This is a genomic window from Pseudomonas sp. LY-1 (assembly GCF_053502595.1).
In genome coordinates, this window is the sequence record NZ_CP094353.1 from 43901 (window position 1) to 64054 (window position 20154).

15 protein-coding genes are annotated in these 20154 nt (G+C 64.9%); 4 read left to right on the forward strand and 11 right to left on the reverse strand.

Annotated elements, in window-relative coordinates; all coding sequences use genetic code 11:
- Positions 1-24: 24 nt before the first annotated feature.
- From MOQ67_RS00225 to tagH, 11 genes are read right to left on the reverse strand one after another with little or no spacing between them, the layout of a single operon-like run.
- Complete coding sequence (locus tag MOQ67_RS00225) at positions 25-1737, reverse strand: formylglycine-generating enzyme family protein (protein ID WP_017849966.1); 1713 nt, start codon at positions 1735-1737, stop codon at positions 25-27.
- Positions 1730-2914 (reverse strand): ABC transporter permease, encoded by a 1185-nt coding sequence (locus MOQ67_RS00230; protein WP_126589561.1) that lies wholly within the window; start codon positions 2912-2914, stop codon positions 1730-1732. Before MOQ67_RS00230 ends, MOQ67_RS00225 begins: the two co-directional genes overlap by 8 nt.
- Positions 2914-3618 (reverse strand): ABC transporter ATP-binding protein, encoded by a 705-nt coding sequence (locus MOQ67_RS00235; protein WP_126589562.1) that lies wholly within the window; start codon positions 3616-3618, stop codon positions 2914-2916. Before MOQ67_RS00235 ends, MOQ67_RS00230 begins: the two co-directional genes overlap by 1 nt.
- Positions 3618-6599 carry a serine/threonine-protein kinase gene (locus MOQ67_RS00240; protein ID WP_126589563.1) on the reverse strand — a complete coding sequence of 994 codons (2982 nt, stop codon included), beginning with the start codon at positions 6597-6599 and terminating at the stop codon, positions 3618-3620. Before MOQ67_RS00240 ends, MOQ67_RS00235 begins: the two co-directional genes overlap by 1 nt.
- A complete protein-coding gene (locus tag MOQ67_RS00245; RefSeq protein WP_017849970.1) occupies positions 6596-7315 on the reverse strand; it encodes a PP2C family protein-serine/threonine phosphatase in 720 nt (239 codons plus the stop codon). The genes MOQ67_RS00240 and MOQ67_RS00245 overlap by 4 nt, the downstream gene beginning before the upstream one ends.
- The gene (tagF, locus tag MOQ67_RS00250) at positions 7316-7969 is read right to left on the reverse strand and encodes a type VI secretion system-associated protein TagF (protein ID WP_126585195.1); all 654 of its coding nucleotides are present in this window, start codon (positions 7967-7969) and stop codon (positions 7316-7318) included.
- A complete protein-coding gene (tssM, locus tag MOQ67_RS00255; protein ID WP_126589564.1) occupies positions 7966-11466 on the reverse strand; it encodes a type VI secretion system membrane subunit TssM in 3501 nt (1166 codons plus the stop codon). Before tssM ends, tagF begins: the two co-directional genes overlap by 4 nt.
- Positions 11463-12752 carry a DotU family type VI secretion system protein gene (locus MOQ67_RS00260; protein WP_017849973.1) on the reverse strand — a complete coding sequence of 430 codons (1290 nt, stop codon included), beginning with the start codon at positions 12750-12752 and terminating at the stop codon, positions 11463-11465. Before MOQ67_RS00260 ends, tssM begins: the two co-directional genes overlap by 4 nt.
- A gap of 6 nt (positions 12753-12758) precedes the next feature.
- Entirely contained in the window at positions 12759-14093 is a 1335-nt protein-coding gene (gene tssK / locus MOQ67_RS00265) for a type VI secretion system baseplate subunit TssK (RefSeq protein ID WP_126589565.1), read from the reverse strand.
- Positions 14094-14111: 18 nt separating this feature from the next.
- Positions 14112-14624: a type VI secretion system lipoprotein TssJ gene (gene tssJ / locus MOQ67_RS00270; RefSeq protein ID WP_017849975.1), complete on the reverse strand. Its 513-nt coding sequence runs from the start codon at positions 14622-14624 to the stop codon at positions 14112-14114.
- 52 nt (positions 14625-14676) lie between these two features.
- Positions 14677-15987, reverse strand: a complete 1311-nt coding sequence (gene tagH / locus MOQ67_RS00275) for a type VI secretion system-associated FHA domain protein TagH (protein ID WP_104904237.1) — start codon at positions 15985-15987, stop codon at positions 14677-14679.
- A gap of 394 nt (positions 15988-16381) precedes the next feature.
- Here tagH and tssA point away from each other — a divergent pair, with 394 nt between their 5' ends.
- The 4 genes from tssA (at position 16382) to MOQ67_RS00295 (ending at position 20128) form a co-directional block, all read left to right on the forward strand.
- Positions 16382-17404, forward strand: a complete 1023-nt coding sequence (tssA, locus tag MOQ67_RS00280) for a type VI secretion system protein TssA (protein WP_102618735.1) — start codon at positions 16382-16384, stop codon at positions 17402-17404.
- Positions 17405-17458: 54 nt separating this feature from the next.
- Complete coding sequence (tssB, locus tag MOQ67_RS00285; RefSeq protein ID WP_017849978.1) at positions 17459-17965, forward strand: type VI secretion system contractile sheath small subunit; 507 nt, start codon at positions 17459-17461, stop codon at positions 17963-17965.
- A 2-nt stretch (positions 17966-17967) separates the two neighbouring features.
- Positions 17968-19464 carry a type VI secretion system contractile sheath large subunit gene (gene tssC / locus MOQ67_RS00290; protein WP_046488991.1) on the forward strand — a complete coding sequence of 499 codons (1497 nt, stop codon included), beginning with the start codon at positions 17968-17970 and terminating at the stop codon, positions 19462-19464.
- 175 nt (positions 19465-19639) lie between these two features.
- Positions 19640-20128, forward strand: a complete 489-nt coding sequence (locus MOQ67_RS00295; RefSeq protein WP_003195562.1) for an Hcp family type VI secretion system effector — start codon at positions 19640-19642, stop codon at positions 20126-20128.
- Positions 20129-20154 lie beyond the last annotated feature (26 nt).

The following is a 20154-nucleotide window of genomic DNA, read 5'->3' on the forward strand; positions in this document are numbered from 1 at the left end:
CCAAGCTCGCTCTATAGCCAGCGATCAAGACCGCTGACCACTGGCTGCGAGCAATTCCTTCAAGATCGTTGCCGGGTCGGCCCGCTGTTGCTTGCGGTAGTTGCCGACATGGCGAACGAACAGTGTCGCGCGCGTCACCAGGCTTTTGCCGAGCACTGGCTTGCGATCCAACTCTTCCTTGATCCGTTGAAACTGCGCCTGGATCACTGCATCGGTGTAACGCGTGCCGGTGGCCAGGTTGTCGATATAGATCGCCACTGCGCCGTCGAGGGCACTGCGCCCGTTGGCGATGGCTGCGGCAAACAGCTGCGCGCTGGCCTCGTCCTTGGCGTCCACGGCCTGCTGGCGGCTCTTCTGCAGATTGGTCAGGCGGATGTTGTAGTTATTGATGGTCTCGGCCACCAACGCCGCCGACTGAATCAGGTTGCCCGCCGCTTCTTCGCGTTGCTGGGCGATCAGCGAGACGTTGCGCTTGAGCTCTTCGTTGACCAGCCCCAGCTCGGCTTGCAGGCGTGGGTCGACGCTGGCAGCGATGATGCTGTCCAGGCGCTTGGTCGGGTCCTGGGCGTCATCGATGGCATCGGTCAGCGAGGCCAGGCGGCCTTCTTTCTGCCACTGCGCGAACAGCTCCTTGTAGCGCGAACGCGGTGCCGACAGCGCACCGATCGCCACGCGAAAACCGGTGGTCTCGTTGCTTTGCTCGGTGCCGTCGGCGGCGAACAACGGGTACTCGCGGCGCATGCCGGTGAACAGCGTGCCCTCGCCCTCCAGGTAATTGCCGCCCTTGACCACAAAGCCGCCATAGGCGCCCTGGCGACGCCCGGCGTGTACCAGTTGGAAGGATTCCTGAACCATTTCCGCCGCGTTGCCGATCACATCGAACAGGCCGATCGGGTTGGGTAATTTGGTGCCGATGGGCAGCAGCCGCGCGGCCTGGCCGGTGCCGCCGGCGACTTGGTTGAACACCGCCCAATCGGCTAGCGGGCCGTCGCTTTCGCTGCCCTCAATGCGCCGCGGGAACAGGCGCCCTTCCAAGTCCTGGCGGCTCACGGCCTGGGCCCCGCGTGCGGCAAACTCCCATTCCACTTCGGTGGGCAGGCGCACAAAACCCAGGCCGCCGTCGTCCGCCGAAGCGCCACGCCCGCTCACCGGCAGCAACTCGCGGTGGTATTTCATCAGCCAGGCGCTGTACACCGCCGAGAAGCGTTCGGCTTCAAAGCGCGACAGCTTGACCTTGGGCAAACGCCCGGCCATGCCGCTGGGCGCATCGCACGCGGGCGCCGGTTCGCCACTGGCCAGCGATTGCGCCTGGGACATCACCAGGGCGTATTGGCGCGCGGTCACTTCGTACTTGCCGATGAAGTAGAGCATCGGCTTGAGCGGGGTCTTGGCGTCGGTCTTCGGCATCAAGGGCGTGATGACGTTGTTCCAGTCTTTCGGCAGGTCCTTGAGGCTGAACTGGCCGTTGATGAAGTCGCGGCGATAGCCGGAAATGAACGACTGCTGATAGCCCGCCTCGCCTTCGGCAAAGGGGTAGCCGAGGCTGATCTCGCGGTCGTCCAACGTGCCTTGGGCCAGTACATAGACGTAGCGGAACACCATGTTGCCTTCGCACGGCAGCGGCAGGCTGACGTCGTCCGGCAACGGCTTGGGGTTGTCGAGCTTATCGCTTGCCTCATCGGCCCACGCCAGCGAGGCCAGGCTCAGCGCCAAGGCGGCGCCCAGTAACTTATACATCTCGGATTCCTTCAGAAGCCTGGATACGCGCCACGCGCCAACCGCCACACGCTGCCGCCACGGCGCTGACGCCGAGCACAGCCACCAGGGCCAGGCCGTAATGACGCGCCAGCAGGTGGCTGGCGTGTTCGCCCGGCACCTGCACGAATAATTGATTCAAGCCCGCCTCGGCCAGGCGATACAGACCCGCACTGAACACGGCGGCCAAGCCGGCGCTGTAGAGCGCCTGCAGCACCACAAACAGCAACAGCGCGGCGGTGGAAAAGCCCAACAGGCGCAACACCGATAACTCCCTGCGCTTGCGCGCCACGGCGGCCAGCGCCCCGGCGAAGATCGCCGCGAACGCCCCCGCCAAGGCCAACCCGGCGATGATCCAGAACACGATCGACAGGTTGCGGCTCAACGACTGCACCTGGGCGATGCTCAATGCCTGGGTCGCCACCAACAGATTCTGCCCGGCGAAAAACACCCGCAGCGGCTCCACATCGGTGAGGTTGCGCGCATACAGGCGAAACGCCGGATACACCCGCTGCTCGCCCGCGCCGACCGCGTCGCCGTCCCAACCCAGCGCTGGCACGGCACGGCCGTCGCGGTAGTCTTCCACCGCTTCCAGCAGGCTCAATTCAGCAAACAGGCCGTCACGGGCGAAGGCTTCCAGCGGCAGTACCGCGAGCACCTGCAAACGCGTGCGCCGGGTTTCGACGCGCCCCGCGACCTGGCGCGCAAAGCCGCTTTCCAGCCAATCCCCGGGCCGCGCCGCGAGCTTCTCGGCGGCGGTGTGGCTCAGCACGATCTGCGCCAGGCCCTGGGGCATCGGCAAACCGTTGAGCAGTGGATCGCCCGGCGCAGTCGGCAGCATTTCCAGGGTCAATGTGCCCACCTGCGCGGTCGCCGCGATCTGCCGCGTGCGCGGGATGGCGAACGCTACATCACCGCGCTGGCCCAACTGCTCGACAAAGGCGCGGCTGAATCGACCACCGCCCAACGGAATAATTTCACGGGTGGCCGGGTCGTTCTCCAGGCGTTCGGTCAGACTGCTGACCAGCCCGAACTTCAGGCCGAACAACACCAGCAACGGCGCGACGACGGCGACCAGCGCCAGCACCGCGCAGGCCGACAGCCACGCATCGTTGCGGTAATCCTGCCAAGCCAGGGAAGCCACCAGACCGAGGCGCATCAGCACACCTCCCCGAGGGTGGCGGTGATGCCGCCATCAGTGTCGCGACGGCAAGCGATACGGCGCACCTGCAAGCCGCTGGCGCGAGCCAGGGGTTCGTCATGGGTGGCGATCACGCAAGCGGCGCGGTGTTCGCGAGCGCGGGCCAACAGCGCTTGCATCACCCGTTCGGCGTTAAGCGGGTCGAGGGACGCGGTCGGCTCATCGGCCAAGACCAATTGCGGCGCATGGGCCAGGGCGCGGGCGCAGCTCACGCGCTGGCGTTGGCCGACCGACAGCGCCGCCGGCTTCTTGGCCAGTTGATCGCTGATTTCCAATTGCTCGGCCAGGCGCGCCACGCTGCCATCGTCCTTCAACCCCAGCAGTTGCCGGGACAAGGCGATATTGCTGCGCACATCGAGAAAGCCCAGCAAGCCGCCGGTTTGCAGGACATAACCGAGGTGCCGGCTGCGCAGCTCGGCCAGGGCGGTCTGCCGATCAGCGCACCACAACCCGCCGATATCGGTCTGATTGAATTCGAAGCGGTCCACCTGATCCGGCGCGAGCACCAGGGCCAGCAGGTCGAGCAAGGTGCTTTTGCCGCACCCGCTCGGCCCGACAATCGCCACTTGCTCCCCCGCGCGCAGGTGCAACGCCGGAATCACCAGGCTATAGCGCTGGGCACCGACGCCCCGGCTCTTGTGTACCGCGTTCAGGTTCAGCATTACGGCAGCGTCGACAAAGGGACGCGGTACAACGCATCGCCCGGCTCGGCAGCGCCGAAACGGACCCAGTTGGCCAGGTCATTGTGGAAGGTTTCATAGAGGCGGATCTTCGAATCCAGCTCGTCGATAAAGTCTTCCTGCTCGGCCACGCTCAACGACAGCCATAGATCCTGGGTCATGTTCAGCGACTTGCTGCGGTACGGCAGGCCTTCCAGGTATTCGCCGAGAATGCCGCCATCGGCCAGGTTGCCGCCCTTGCGCAGGGCCTGCGGGTCGCGGCTCATATAGGCCGAGGCGCTGGCGATTTCCTGGAAGAAGTCTTTGGGCGAGGTCTGGGTTTTGCGGGCGGCGTCGACGATCAGTTTCAGCGACTGCTGCAGGTCGTTGAGCTGCAATTTGGTCAACATCACGCACACCTGGAACGCCGGCAGCGCCGGGTTGGTCAGGTCGCGGTCGGCGGTCCAGGCACTGACCAGTTGCGGCGCCTGGCTCGCGGCTTTGCGCCCGAGGAAGTCCATGTGCATGGCGTAGCCGATGGCGGCGGATTTATCCGCCAGGCTTGGCGCGGCGCTCAGCAAGGGCAGCGGCTGTGGCGTGTCATTACGTACCTGATGCACCAGGTTGGCGAACACCGTACCGATCTCATCGACGCGCTCGCCCAGCTTGCGTACATCGCCACCCGGCACCTTCGTATACAGGTCGCCAATCTGCGGGTTGGCGTCGGCGGTGAGGATGCGGTACTGGCTTTCGGCGCCGGCGTGGGTTTTCTTGCCGGCGTCGGTGCGCAGGTGCAGGGCGTAGATCTTGATCTGCTTGCCCAGCGCCGCCTGGCGCACTTCGGCTTCGTTCATCTGGGTGGCGGCAAACGGGTCGTTCTTGCGCAGCGCGCCAGCGTCGGTGACCAGCAGGATGATACGACCGCCGTAGCCGGACCAGTCCATGCCTTCGACAGCCTGCATCACTCCGGCAAACGCGTCCTCGTTGAAGGAGTGACTGGACACGGTCGACGCCTTGACCCCGCGCGCCAGGTCGAGGAAGCGCTGCGGGTCGCGGCCCTGGTCGAGGGTGATCAGGGTCTTGGCCACGTATTCCAGGCCCGGGGTTTTCTTGATGCTGTTGCGAAAACCCACCAGGCCGAAGCTGACGCTGTCCAACTCGCCGCGTTCGGCGATGCGGGTTTGCAGCTCGTGGACCACATCGCGGATCTGGTCGATATACGGCTGCATCGACACGGTGGTGTCGACCACCAGCACCACCGCCGTGCGGAAGGCATCGGCATTGGCGTTGATCAGCGCGGTCGCGGGCTTGGCGACCGCGCTGCTGCCAGGGTCGATGGACGCGACGTTGAGCAACTGCACCGGCTGGCCGTTGTCGTCGAAGCTCTCTTTGGAATCGAAGATCGGCAGCAGGTAGAACTGGTTCTGCGGCACCGCGCTGGCGGCCGGCTCCAGAGCCAGCACCTGGCCGTTGTCGTCGCGGTTGTTCTGCGCCTTGGCCAGCACGCCTTTGGCAGCGGCGGGGTCGGCCAGCAGCTTTTCCACTTCGCCGGATTGGCGCAGGAACATCACCGGCGCCCGGCCGGAGCGTTCGGTGAACTTGAGCACCAGGCTTTGCTTCCAGTCGCTGACCTGGGCGGCCGGCAACCAACCGTCGCTGCGCCCATCGGTGGCGGCACCGACGCGCAGCCATCGGCTGCCGTCGACGTCCTTGCGCTGATACACATAGAGCACGGAAAACGCCGGCAGGGCTTTGCCTGGCGCGCTGCCGGCAGCGCTGGCGAGTTTCGCGCCGGGCTTGCTGAGCACGCGCTGGAACAGGGTTTTCTTGCCCGCCATCAGCAAGGGCCGTTGACCGCCGTCCACTTCGGCGACCGCCACCGGTGGCGTCACCGGTGGTGTCACCTTGGGCACTGTCGCAGCCGGTGGCTTGGCGGGCTGATCACTGCCGCTCAACCACCAGTAACCCGCGCCACCTATGGCCAAGGCAACCGCCACCGCCACGGCGGCCAACGCCAGCACCGGCCCACGGCGCTGCTCGGACACCGTGTGCCGTGGGGTTGGCGGCACCACCGGCTGGCGCGCCGGTTGCGGCTTGTCGGTCGGGATCTCGATGGATTGCGGAGTGATGCCGGCCAGATCGAAACTCAGCGGAATCGGCAACGGCCGCACCTGCGTGGCGTCCGGCGACTCGGTCGGCAGTTGATCCAGCGCCAGCAGCAACGCCGCCGCATCCGGGAAGCGCTCATTCGGGTCCTTGGCCAACAGTTTGCGCAGCACGTCCTGATAACGCCCGTGATGCAGCGGCAGTTCCGGCAGCGGCTCGGTCAGGTGGGCCAAGGCCGTGGAGAGCGCGTCGGTGCCGTTATAAGGCAGCTTGCCGACGAGGATTTCATAGAGCACCACGCCCAGCGCATACAGGTCTGCGCGGCCATCGATTTCCTGGCCACGCGCCTGTTCCGGGCTCATGTAGCTCGGCGTGCCCACGGCAAAACCGGCCTGAGTGAACTGGGTGCGGTCGTCCAGGGATTTGGCGATGCCGAAGTCCGACAGCACGGCGGTGCCGTCGGCGCGGAACAGAATGTTCGCCGGCTTGACGTCGCGGTGGACCAACCCCTGCGCATGGGCATAACCCAGCGCCGAAGCGATCTGGCGGATCAGCGTGAGGCCCTGCTCCGGGGTGAGGCCGGCGGCGATGCGCTCCTTGAGCGTGCCGTTGGGCAGGTACTCCATGGCCATGTAATACAGCTCGCCGACATTGCCGATGTCATGGATGGTCACCGTGTGCGGGTGCGACAGCCGCGCCAGGGTCTTGCCTTCGCGCAGGAAGCGCTCGCAGAAACTCGGGTCCGCCGCCAGCGCCGCCGCCATCACCTTGAGCGCGACCTTGCGCTCCAGCGAGCGCTGGGTCGCCAGGTACACGCTGGCCATGGCGCCTTCGCCGATCTCGCCTTCGATGTCGTAGCCCGGGATCACGATGTTCATGCCGATACCTTCACGACGATGGCGGTGATGTTGTCCGGTGCGCCGCGGTTCAGCCCCAGGTGGACCAGGCTGCGCACGATTTCATCCGGGGCGTCATGGTTGAGCACTTCACGGATCTCGTGGTCCTCGACGGTCTTGTTCAGGCCATCGCTGCACAGCAGGTAACTGTCGCCGGGGGCGATCAGCAGGTCGACCACCGCCAGTTCCAGTTGGGCTTCCACACCGATGGCGCGGGTGACGATGTTGGCGCGCGGATGCACACGGGCATCGGCCTCGCTGAGCAGGCCGCTGTCTTGCAGGTCTTGCACGTAGCTGTGGTCGCGCGAAATGCCGTCGAGCACGCCGTCGCGCAGGCGATACAGGCGACTGTCGCCGGCCCACAGGCACACGCCGCGCAAGCCGCGTGCGGCGAACACCACCACGGTGCTGCCCATCATGGTCACGCCACGGTTGGCGGTTTCTTCACGCACGGCCGCGTTGATGCGGATCAGGTCGTTGCGCAAGGCCGCCGAGTATTCCTCGAGGGAACGCCCCAGCGGCACACTGCGCAGGCTGTCGACGATCAGGCTGCTGACGTAATCCCCCGCGGCGTGCCCGCCCATGCCGTCGGCCACCACCCACAGGCGATTCTCGGGCAGGTCCAGGCACGCGTCTTCATTGACCTGGCGAACCATGCCCACATGGCTTTTGCTCGCGGATTTGTACGTCGACCCCATCTACATCACACCTTCTTGTCCGAGCAAAAACTGCGCAAAATCGCTGGTGGCGGGCAGGCCCTGACACCGCAATAAACCAGGGGAAATCGTCTGCGAACCACGCCCCCACCACAGGCTGGCGCCTTCGCAGGCCTGTTCGGCGAGTGCGGTCATGCGCGCATGGGGAACGGTGGCGGCGACCCGCTGCAGCCCGGCGAAACGGCTGTCCACCGCGCGCGGTTCCGTCGCCGGCAAGCCCAGGCAGTCGAGGCCGGCGTTGAAATTCTCGAAGGTGGCACCGGCATCCAGGGTGCCGAGCAACAGCTCTTCGGCCTCTTCAAACCAGCGGTCCGGGCCGCCCACCAGGGACGCCGGGTTGGTGTCGTGATCGAGCAACGCAACCACGGCCAGCGGGAAATACCGCCCGACCCGGTCGATGCTCGGCATCACCACGCCCGCCGCCGCGTTCGGCCCGCACACGCCGGGCGCCAGCACAAAGCGCCACAGCGGGCTGACCAGATACACGTTGAGCCAACCGGCGCCGAGGCTGTGTTGACTGGCGAGCAGGCCCGCCGCCAGCCAGCTGTCCCACGGGCCGATAAAACTCTGCGGCAAGGCGCGGCTGACAAAATCGCCGCGACTGGCCAACTTGCCGTAGAAGCCCAACGTCGTCATAACCGCTCCGGCAGGCTGAAGCCACTGAGCACGCGGCTCTTGAACGGGTTGAAGGCGCTGTTGGCACGCAATTCGTAGGCGATGCTCGCACCGTCGACCCGCAGGCGCAGGCTGAAGCGGTCCGGCGCATTGCCGGGCGTGAGGTCCGATTGTTCCAGCAGGCGGAACCAGGCCCACGGGCCGTCCAGGGTCACGCCGGAGCGACCGCTGGCCGACGGCGGCATGATCGAAATACGCACCACGCCAATGCTGCCGGGGTTCGGCCATTGCATCGCCACCGGACGGCTCGGGCCGTGGTCGTAGCTCAATTGCTGGCCGTCGAGGTCGAGCAGGAACTGGGTGATGCTGGCGTCCATCGCCACCGGCTTGAGCTCGAAACGCACGATCGGCTGAGTACCGCCTGAGCGAAAGAACGCATCGCGGATCGTCGCCGCGCGCTGGAAGGTTTGCAGCACACCCGGCGCAATCCCGAGTTTCTGCGCCGCGCCCGGCTGCCAGCGCCAGGTCTGTGCGGAGGTATCGACGTAGGGCTGCAGATATTTGCGGAAGTAGTTATCCATCACCCCGCCCACGCCGAAGAACTGGCCGAAATCATCCAGGGTGGCGTCACGCGCGCTGCCCGGCGACATCGGATAACGCCCGGCCAGGGACTGGCGATACACGTTCACCACTTCGCTGACCCAGGCCGCGTTCAGCTGGTTGCGCACCCCGCCCATCATGCTGTTGGTGGTCGAGTTGACCACCGACTTGACCATGCCCTGCACCAGCGGCGGCTGGCGCTCGGCGTTCAGGCTGACCCGCGTGGCCGCCGCTGCCGCCTGGTTCTTGGCCTCACCGAGCAAGGCATCGCCGCTGGCGCCGACCATGGCGCTGACTTGCACGTACAGCGCGTTCATATCCGCCAGCAGGCCGTCGATGGCCGCCGGCTCGCCTTCGTTCTTGCTGACGATGCTGTTGAGCTCGGCGAAGTGCGCGGTCACCGGGTCGTCCGCAGCGGCCGGCGCATCCGCGTTCGGTTGCGCCTGGCCGAGCAGGTTGCCCAGGCGTTCCTTGAGCTTGTCCACGCCGCCTTCGACCGGCACGCCCTTGGCCGCCAACTGGCGTTCCTCTGCCTGCAAGTCGGTTTCCCTGGCCACCGCCACCAGCAGTTTTTTCAGCGGCGAGGTCGGCCCGGAAATCACCCGCAGCACGTCCGCCGCCTGGGCCACGCTGGTGATCGGCACAAAGTCGATGTCGGCGAGCAACGCATCCCACTGGCGCTGGTAGTCCTGGAAGTACAGGCGGCGCACGTCGGCGGCCAGGCTGACCACGTTCTGCTGGTCGGCCTGCTCATGGCCGAGCACCCATTGCTCTTCGGCCAGGGTGCCGGTCTGGTTCAGGCTGCTCAGCAGGAACGCCTGGCGATAGCCCTTGGCGGTGAAGAAACCACTCAGCGGCTCGCCCAACGGCTTGCCGCTTTTGCGGCTGAACACCAATGCGGCGTCGCGGCCGGCGGCTTCGTTGAGGCGGAAGTCTGGAATGCCGTCGGGCAGTTTCTGGCGTTTGACCCGGTCATACACACGCTGGGCCACCGGCAGTTGTTGCAACTGCCGACGCAGGTCGTCGATCAAGCGCGCATCGAGGCGTGCGCTCGGCGGGTGACGTTCGAACAACGCCTGCAAGTGTTCGGCCAGCGCCTGGCGCTGATCGGCAGGCAGGTCGCGCGGCAGGTTGCGGTCCCAGTCGAGGGCGATCCAGGCCTTGATGAAGTCCGCGTCGTAATGCTCGGTGTCGGCGAGCATCAGGTAGGCCTTGAGGCCTTCGTAGAGGAAGTCGGAGTTACCGCCGCCGTGCAGTTGCTCCTCGATACGCGTCACCAGGCGCGGCGCGAAGACGGCGATCAACAGCTTGCGATAGACGCTGGCGGATTCGGCTTCGAGCATATCGCCCTGATACAGGCCCAGGCCCTCGGACCAACTTGGCGAATCCCCGGCGAGGTGTTTCACCGCGTTGAGCAACGGCAACACGGCGAGCACTTCGCGCTGTGCCGGGCTGAGGTTCTGTACGGTCTGGCCCAGGGGCGCGACCTTCTGGTCGACCTGGGCGATATACGCCTGGTTGGCGCGATAACTGACCCACCACAGGCTGCTGACCACGATCACCAGCGCCACGGTGGCCGCGAGCACGCCGCGTGCGATCCATTTGCGCCGCCGCTCGACCTGCGGGTTGACGCCCACCAGCCCGCGCTCGGCAAAGGCGACCGCGCTGAACAGTTTCTCGATGAAGTAACTGCGCCCGCTGCCGCTCTGGCGTGCCAAGTGCTGGCGGTCCAGGTTCATGCTCTGGGCCATGGTGCCGATCAAGCGATCGATCGGGCTGCCTTCCTGGGTGCCGCTGGTGAAATACACGCCGCGCAGCAAGACGCGCTCTTCAAAGGCGTTGGGTTTGAACACGCCTTCGAGGAAGCTTTGCAGGCAATCTTTCAATGCGCCGAACTGCTGCGGGAAGCCGTAGATCAAGTCGCGCCGCGCCGGGTCGCGTTCCTGTTGCAGGCGTTCGACCAGGCGTTCGTTGAGGCGCTGTTCGAGGCCGGCGAATTCGCTTTGCAGGTGCGCCAGGGGGCTGTCGCTGTGCTTGCCGTCGTCCAGGGCAAAGGTCATGCCCCACACCTGGGCGCGTTCTTCCTTGCTCAGGTTGTCGAAGAACTCCATGAAACCCGGCACCAGGTCGAGCTTGGTCAGCATCAGGTAGATCGGGAAACGCACGCCCAGCTGGGTGTACAGCTCCTGGATACGCAGGCGAATCGCCGCCGCGTGGGCAGCGCGTTCGGCTTCGCTGCCCAGCAGCAGGTCCGACAGGCTGATGGCGATAAAGGCGCCATCGATCGGGCGGCGCGAGCGCTGCTTTTTCAACAGGTCGAGGAAGCCCAGCCAGGCGGCTTTGTCCACCGGGGAGTTGCTGTCCTGGGTGGTGTAGCGGCCGGCGGTATCGAGCAATACGGCCTGGTCGGTAAACCACCAGTCGCAGTTGCGCGTGCCGCCGACGCCCCGCACCGCCCCGGCGCCCAATTGGGCAGCCAGCGGGAAATGCAGCCCGGAATTGACCAGCGCGGTGGTCTTGCCCGAACCCGGCGGGCCGATGATCACGTACCACGGCAGCTCGTAGAGGTTGCGCCGCTCATCCCCGCCGAGCTTGGCTTTTTTCAGCAGGGCCAGGGCTTCGTCCATGCGCTGGCGCAGGCTGGTGAGTTCTTCGGCGGTGGCGACGCTGTTGGGGTCGGCCGGGGTTTGCGCGGCCAGGCTGCGCATCACTTCGGCGGCCTGGCGACGGGCCTGGAGGATGCGGAACACACGGTAGGCGAGCCAGGCAGCAAACAGCAGGACGATCAGCGCCCAGCGCCGCCCTTCGGGCACCAGCACGTCGAGCAGGGGCCCGACAAACCAGATGATCAGGCTCAGGGCGATCAGGCCCAGCAACGGGATCACCCAGCGAATCATGAAACTGAAAAACGCCTTCACTCGACGCCCTCCGCGAGTACGGTGATTTCAACCCGACGATTGCGGGCACGGCCTTCGGCGGTGGCGTTGGTCGCCACCGGCTCGGTGTCGCTTCTGCCCTCGGCACTGAAGCGATCGCCCTGGCCGGTCTTGGCCGCGAGGATCTCCAGCACCGACTTGGCCCGCGCTTCGGACAAGGCCCAGTTGGACGGGAAGCGCAGCGTGGCAATCGGGCGGTTGTCGCTGTGCCCGGTGACGCGCACCTGGCCCTTGACCTTGCGGATTGCGTCGGCGATGCGCAGCATCAGCGGCTGGTAGTCGTCGACGATGCTGGAGCTGGCCGACGCAAAGAGCTCATCACCGCGGATCGTCACGACGGAACGGTCGACCTTGTCTTCCACCGCGACGCGACCGGCCTTGATGTCTTCCACCAGAAAACCGGCCAGGCGCGGGCGCTCGATCACTTTCGGCTGCGCCACGGGGCGGTCGATGGCCTGCACCGGGATCTCGCCCAGGGCATGGATATTCTTGAACACCGGCTCGGCGTCTGCGGCCAGCTTCAGGCGCAGGCCGAACAGCAACGCCAGCAGCAGCGCCAGGCCGATGGCCACGGCGATCCACGGCGGCATGAACTGCGCCAGGCGATCGCGCGCCACGGTCACGCCGCGCCAGTGCGGCGACAGCTCGCGTTCGTGGTCGCCCCGGGCGCTGCGAATCGCCGCGGCGGTACGTTCACGCAGAGCTTCCAACTGGCTGCGACCATCGTTCATCACGCGGTAGCGGCCTTCGAAACCCAGGCACATGCACAGGTACAACAGTTCCAGCAGGTACAAGCGCTCGCGTGGGCTTTGCAGGCAATGGTCGAGTAGCTGGAAGACCTTTTCGCCGCCCCAGGCTTCGTTGTGAACGGTGATCAGCAGGCTCTGCTTGCCCCAATCGCTGGTGCTGCCCCACGGCGTGCTCAACACTGCCTCATCCAGTGCGGTACACAGGGCGTAACGCGCCAGCAGCACTTCGTTGCGCGCCACGCCAGCAGCTTCGGCGCGCTCTTCGAACTGGCGCAGATAGGCCAGCAACTGCGCACGCAAACTGGCCGGCGCCGGGTGGGCGATGGTGTTGCGCAGGCGTGTCAGCAAGGCCAGCAGCGGGCCGGCGGCGCTTTCCAGCGGGTTCAGGCCGTGGCTTTTGCCGGTCAGGATCGGCGCGGCCGGCATCGACAGCGGCGCCGGTTCGGCACGCGCGGGTTCGGGCGCACGGCCACCCGGGCGCGGCATGAACTGGGTGCGGTCATCATCATTGGGGTGCATCGCGGATTATCCTCGGATCGCCCAGAAGGCCAGGTTCAAGCCCGGGAACTGCCCGGCGATATGGAAGGCGAAGCCGCCGGAATTGCTCAACTGCTGCCAGTGCTCGCTGCCCCGGTCCAGCTCGTAATAGGTCGAGCCTGCGTGGTACGGCAGTTGGCGCGGCGCCACCGGCAACGGCAGCAGGCCAATGCCGGGCAGTTGCAGGTTGACCAGGTCGCGAATGTGCTCCACCGAGCCGACCTTGCTCTGCTGGCCGAAGCGCGCGCGCAGGGTCTCGCCGGGCACATCGGCGCGTACCACGAGGATGAAACTGGCGCTGTCGATCAGGGTTTTGTCGGCGAGCATGGCCACGTGGATGCCGTAGGCTTTCTCGACGATCGGGATCGGCGTGGCCTTGCTGTCGATCAACATCGACAGCGCTTCACGCAGGGCCTGCATCACCGGGGCAAAACTCAAGGCCAGGTCGTCGTGCTGGTACTGCGGGTATTCCTGGGGGCGCCGGCCGGTGGTGGAGAAGGTAGCGAACTCACCGGCCAGGCTGACCAGTTCGCTGAACAACCGCTCCGGGTGCAGCGGGCTCAGTTGGCTGAGGTGCTGGATCAGCGGCTGGGCACGGTTGACCAGTTGCAACAGCATGAAGTCGGCAATCTCCGACGCGCCGCCCGCGCCCGAGGCGACCACACGCCCGGCCAGGGCTTCGCCGCGCTGGTGCAGCAGGCCGAGCAGTTCGCTGCGAAACGCGGTCAGCGGTTTGCTCGCGGCCACATCGAGGACTGGCGGGATGTAGCTGTCGTCGAGGACCAGCGCACGGTCGGCGCGTTTTTCCTTGATACGCACCAGGCCGATGGCCGCGTAATCGATGATGCCGTCCTGCGCGGTCAACAGGCGCAGCGCACGGGAGCCGACGGCCACCGGGGCGCGGTTCTCGAACGGTGCGTTGTCGTCACGCACTTCGCGCACCTGGCTCACGTAGCGGGCGGCGCCAAGCGCTTCGCCGTCGTCGACGGTGTCGCGGGCCCCTGCGCGCTTGAGCGGCAAGGCCAGGTAGACGAGACCGTCGCGCAGGCTGTCGTCGATATTCAGCGGGCTGGGCGCCAAGTCATCCTGGGGGATATTGAACGGCGTGCCGTCGGGCAGCAGGCCGCGTGCCGACACAATCGCCAGCTTGCCCTGGGCCAGCAGGCCCTGATCGATCAGCAGCTCGGAAACCCCCCAGGCCCCGGCCGACAACGGGCGACTGCGGGCGTCGATCAGGTTTTCCAGGTAACGGTCATGCTGCTGGAAGTGCTGCGTTCCGATGAACATGCCTTCCGACCAGACCACGCGATTGTTCCAGGACATGGGGGCTCCGATTGCTTGTTATTGGGCTGGGCTGGATGGGGAAACCACGACGTCCGCACGCACGGCGCGCACATCGAGGCTGATCTGGTATTCGGTGTATTGGCGCGGCGGCACGTTGAGCACCGTGCGCCATTGCGCGCGGTCCAGCTCGCGGTAGCCCACCAACAGGCCGATCTGGCGGGTGGACGGGTCGAGGTCGCGCTGGATGCTCAACTGCTGGCCGGGCTGCACCATCACTTCGTCCTGGTCCAGCAGGTCGAGGCCGAGGGTGGATTGCGCGTGGTCAGCCAGGGCGAAGTAATCCGAACGGCCGAAGGTGGCGGCGTTTTTCAGTTCGAAAATCCGCACCCGCACCGGGGCGGCCTGGCCGTTGGCGCCGGGGTTGAGCCCGGCAATCGCGTGAAAGTGCAACTCGACGGCAGCGCTGTTCGCTTCAACCTCGGCGGCGCTGGCCTGGGGTTCGGCGACATCCTTGGTACATGCCGCCAGCATCAGCAGGCTGGCCACTGCGAGTAAAAACCTGGGAATCATCCTTCGTCCTCAATGACGTACTTAGCTTTCCGTTTTATCCATGTGTTGCGGCTCAGCGACGCTGGCGTGCGCTGTGCTCTTCGTAGGCTCGGCTGAATTCGCGGCCGAACAGGTCCTGGAAATCTTCCTGGGCCTCGCGGGAAATATTGCTGTAAAGCTCGGTGAACTGCTGCCAGTACTGGGCCTGGCGCGAGCCGCTGAACAGGCTCGACAGCCCGCCGGGCTTGCCCATGCGTTCCTCCAGCTGCGCCGGTTCGAAGCGGCTGAGCAGGTGTTTGATGGCCGCTTCCACACCGGCCATCACCGCCAATTGGTGAGCGCGCAGGTCGTCGAAACTGTCGCGCACCGCGATGTCCGGTGCCATAAACGCTTGGTTGCCATGACGCAGCAGCAGCTGTAGCGCTTCGTCGGCATTCGGGGCGAATTTCAACGGATTGTTTTCCGCGGGCTGGATCATCGTCTGCTGCATGCGGAATTCGCCCTTGAGGCTGGCGCGGGCACGCAACACGTCGATCAGGCCTTCGACCATCAGCCGGTAGCTGCGGCCGATGCTTTCCATCTGGGCTTCGGCCTGGGCCTTGTCCAGGCGCAATGGGTCCAGGCCGGCGCCGCGCAGGAAGGCGTGCAAAAGATCGGGTTGCTGGGCGGCGGCCACCGGGAGCACAGGCTCAACCACAGGTGGCGGCGCGATCACCGGCGCAGGCGGTGGCGGTGCGCTGACCACCGGCGCCGGTGTGTCGCCAAACAGGTCCCAATCCTCGGGAATGACCGAACCCGACGCGGCAGGCGGCACGGCCACCGGGGTCGGCGGGCGGAAGTCGTGTTGCTCGGACGGCACATGATCGGCCACGGTCGGCGGCGGCACGGCGGTCGGGCTGAGAAAATCGAAGAGGTCCGGCAAGGTGTCCATCGACGACGCGCCCTGGAACTGCGGCGCGATCACCGGCGTGGCTACCGGCTTGCTGGCGACGGCGCCCATCAGCGCTTCAAAACTGTTCGGGGAATCCCCGGCAAACGCCTGGCTATCCACAGCCTGGACGTTGAAATCGATGCGCGCCTGGATTTCGTAATCACCGATGCGGATCAGCTCGCCATCCTGCAACGGCTCGCTATTACCCCGGCGCAGACGGATGCCGGCGTTAACCAACTCCACACCGTTTGTACTGTTATCGGTTAAATAATAACGACCATCTTTGTATTGAATTACGCAATGTTTCGAGGACACCAGACGCTCGGGATCAGGCAATACCCAGTCATTATCCGAGCTGCGGCCGATAGCTATCGAGCCCTGGTTCAAGGACTTTTCGGCACACTGCCCAGGGGTAATCTTGTGATAACTAGTGATAGTCAAACACAGCGACATCTTGCCTCCTTGCTGATACTTCGCGCGCAATCGATTCCCGGCGAGCGCCTTTCCCGAGAGATCGCGCCAGGCGACGCGAACCACGGTCATAATCTGCTTTTTACCAGCATGATCGCAGATCTTAACTGGCCTCAATGACAAAAACCCTGTCGTGGAACACCACTCGACTCACCAGTCGCGCAGGTTGTTAAGTACCGCACATCTGTCACAGAGGGCGAATAGCTTACCTTGACAAGCCACAACTACTACACCAAAAATGCACAACTTCTTGAATACCAGTGATGGCACATTAGTGGCGCCACATGTATATGACCAAGAAAACATGCAAAGTTCATCACGCAACTAATGCATGAATTGCCCGTCATCTAACGGGCCGATAGGGAGATCGATTTCAGTGGATGTGCCGTTGCTGCTCGCCGCCGTTTCCGCGACTTCGCCATGTGGCGAAGACATGGAATATGACGCGCAATTTCTACAACTGGAGCGTGATGCCAAGGGGCAGCCCGAGCGCAGCATGGGCGACGCCATCCTGCCTGCCGAACCGCCGGACTGGCGCAGCATCCAGCAGCAAAGCCTCGACCTGTTGCAACGCAGCAAAGACCTGCGCATCACCCATTTCCTGCTGCAAAGCGCCCTCGCCCTCCAGGGTGTGGCCGGGTTGGCCGACGCGCTCACGCTGATCAACGCGCTGCTGCGCGAATACTGGGCCGACCTGCACCCGCGCCTGGATGCCGACGACGATAACGACCCCACCGTGCGTATCAACGCCCTGTCCGGCTTGACCGGCGACGCGACGATCCGCCTGCTGCGCGAAAGCATCCTCACGCGCTCGCGCACCTTCGGCGCCGTGAGCCTGCGCGCCGCGCTGAACGCCAGCGGCCTGATGAGTTTTCCCGATGAACAACTCGGCGCCCAGCAGCTCAACGCCGCGTTCCTCGACAGCGACCCCGAGCAACTGCAAGCCACCCGCGACGCCTTGAGCACCGCGCGTGCCGCCTGCGAAGCCATCGAACAACAGGTCAGCGACCAGGTCGGCTCGGCCCAGGGCGTCGACCTCAGCCTGTTGAAGCAACCGCTCAAGCAGGCGCTGCAGATCCTCAGCCAATTTGTACCGAACGGTGAGACCAGCAGCCGCGAACCCGAGGCCGTCAGTGACGACAATGCCCCCTCGGCCGACTTCGCCGCCGCCCCCACCGCACCGCGCCCCAGCGGCGACATCGCCAACCGCGATGACGTGCTGCGCAGCCTCGACAAGATCCTTGCGTACTACACCCGTCACGAGCCTTCGAGCCCGCTGCCGGTGTTGTTGAACCGCGCAAAGCATCTGGTGCATGCCGACTTCGCGGCCATCGTGCGCAATCTGATTCCCGACGGCATGTCCCAATTTGAAAACCTGCGTGGCCCGGACGGCGAGTAAGCCGCCCGACTGCGCAGTAACAACACCGTCGCTCAAGCGACCAGGAGCAGCAACGTGGCGAAGCAAAGTTCTCAGAAATTCATCGCGCGCAACCGCGCGCCTCGAGTGCAGATCGAGTACGACGTCGAGCTCTACGGCGCCGAGAAAAAGGTCCAGCTGCCCTTCGTGATGGGTGTGATGGCCGACCTCGCCGGCAAACCCGCCGAGCCCCTCGCGCCCGTGGCCGACCGCAAGTTCCTTGAAGTGGACGTCGACAACTTCGACTCGCGCCTCAAGGCCATGCAACCGCGCGTAGCGTTCCACGTACCCAACGAGCTGACCGGCGAAGGCAACCTGAGCCTGGACATCACTTTCGAAAGCATGGACGACTTCAGCCCGGCCGCCGTGGCCCGCAAGGTCGATGCGCTGAACAAGCTGCTCGAAGCCCGTACCCAGTTGGCCAACCTGCTGACCTACATGGACGGCAAGACCGGCGCTGAAGAAATCATCATGAAAGCGATCAAGGACCCGGCATTGCTGCAGGCCCTTGCGAGCGCGCCGAAGCCGGCAGGGGAGCAGTAATCATGACCGAGAATACCGTGCGCGAAAGCGCTCAGAACCTGGGCGCCACCGAAGAAACCAGCGAGTTCGCCTCGCTGTTGCTGCAAGAGTTCAAACCGAAGACCGAGCGTGCCCGCGAAGCCGTGGAAACCGCCGTGCGGACACTCGCCGAGCAGGCGCTGGCACAGACTGACCTGGTGTCCAACGACGCGATCAAGTCGATCGAATCGATCATCGCCGCCATCGACGCCAAGCTCACCGCCCAGGTCAACCAGGTCATCCACCACCCGGATTTCCAGCAGCTGGAAAGCGCCTGGCGCGGCCTGCACTACCTGGTCAACAACACCGAGAGCGATGAGCAGCTGAAGATCCGCGTGCTCAACATCTCCAAGCCGGACCTGCACAAGACCCTGAAGAAATTCAAGGGCACCGCCTGGGACCAGAGCCCGATCTTCAAGAAGATGTACGAAGAAGAATACGGCCAGTTCGGCGGCGAACCTTACGGTTGCCTGGTCGGCGACTACTACTTCGACCAGTCGCCACCGGATGTCGAGCTGTTGGGCGAATTGTCCAAAGTCTGCGCCGCCATGCACGCCCCGTTCATCGCGGCCGCTTCGCCGACCGTGATGGGCATGGGTTCGTGGCAGGAACTGTCGAACCCGCGCGACCTGACCAAGATCTTCACCACCCCGGAATACGCCGGCTGGCGCTCGCTGCGTGAATCGGAAGACTCGCGCTACATCGGCCTGACCATGCCGCGCTTCCTCGCACGCCTGCCGTATGGCGCCAAGACCGACCCGGTGGAAGCCTTCGCCTTCGAAGAAAACACCGACGGCGCCGACAGCTCCAAGTACACCTGGGCCAACGCCGCTTACGCGATGGCGGTGAACATCAACCGTTCGTTCAAACACTACGGCTGGTGCTCGCGCATCCGTGGCGTGGAGTCCGGCGGTGAAGTGGAAAACCTGCCGGCCCACACGTTCCCTACCGATGACGGTGGCGTGGACATGAAGTGCCCGACCGAAATCGCCATCAGCGACCGCCGTGAAGCGGAGCTGGCGAAGAACGGTTTCATGCCGCTGCTGCACAAGAAGAACACCGACTTCGCCGCGTTCATCGGCGCGCAGTCGCTGCAGAAGCCGGCCGAATACGACGATCCGGACGCCACCGCCAACGCCAACCTGGCCGCACGCCTGCCGTACCTGTTCGCCACCTGCCGTTTCGCGCACTACTTGAAGTGCATCGTGCGCGACAAGATCGGTTCCTTCAAAGAGAAGGACGAAATGCAGCGCTGGTTGCAGGACTGGATCCTCAACTACGTCGACGGCGACCCAGCGCACTCCACCGAAACCACCAAGGCCCAGCACCCACTGGCGGCAGCCGAAGTGATCGTGGAAGACGTCGAGGGCAACCCGGGTTACTACAACTCCAAGTTCTACCTGCGCCCGCACTACCAGCTCGAAGGGCTGACCGTGTCGCTGCGCCTGGTATCGAAACTGCCTTCGGCGAAAAGCGCATAAAAAATCGGGACTGGCTCGCTCCCTGTAGGAGCGAGCCTGCTCGCGAAAAACTTGAAGGCGCTGCGTTCATCCAGGATGCCCGCGTCACCGTTGACGACCTTCGCGAGCAAGCTCGCTCCTACAGGGGTCGGCGGCGTTAACAAATACAGTGGCTGAGTCCACACAGGGAGAAAACATGGCTGTTGATATTTTCATCAAGATCGGCGACATCAAGGGCGAGTCCATGGACAAAGCCCACAAGGACGAAATCGACGTGCTGAACTGGAGCTGGGGCATGTCCCAGTCCGGCAACATGCACGTAGGCGGTGGCGGCGGCGCGGGCAAGGTGAACATCCAGGACCTGTCGCTGACCAAGTACGTCGACAAGGCCTCGCCGAACCTGATGATGCACTGCGCCAGCGGCAAGCACATCGACAAGGTCAAGCTGACCGTGCGCAAGGCCGGTGGTGAAAGCCAGGTTGAGTACATGGTGATCAACCTGGAAGAAGTGCTGGTCACGTCCCTGAGCACTGGCGGTTCGGGCTCCGATGATCGCCTGACCGAAAACGTCACCCTGAACTTCGCCCAGGTGATGGTCGACTACCAACCGCAGAAAGCCGACGGCACCAAAGACGGCGGCGCGATCAAGTTTGGCTGGAACATCCGTTCCAACACCAAGCGCTGATAGCCCTGGCGGCCGTGGACCAGCGC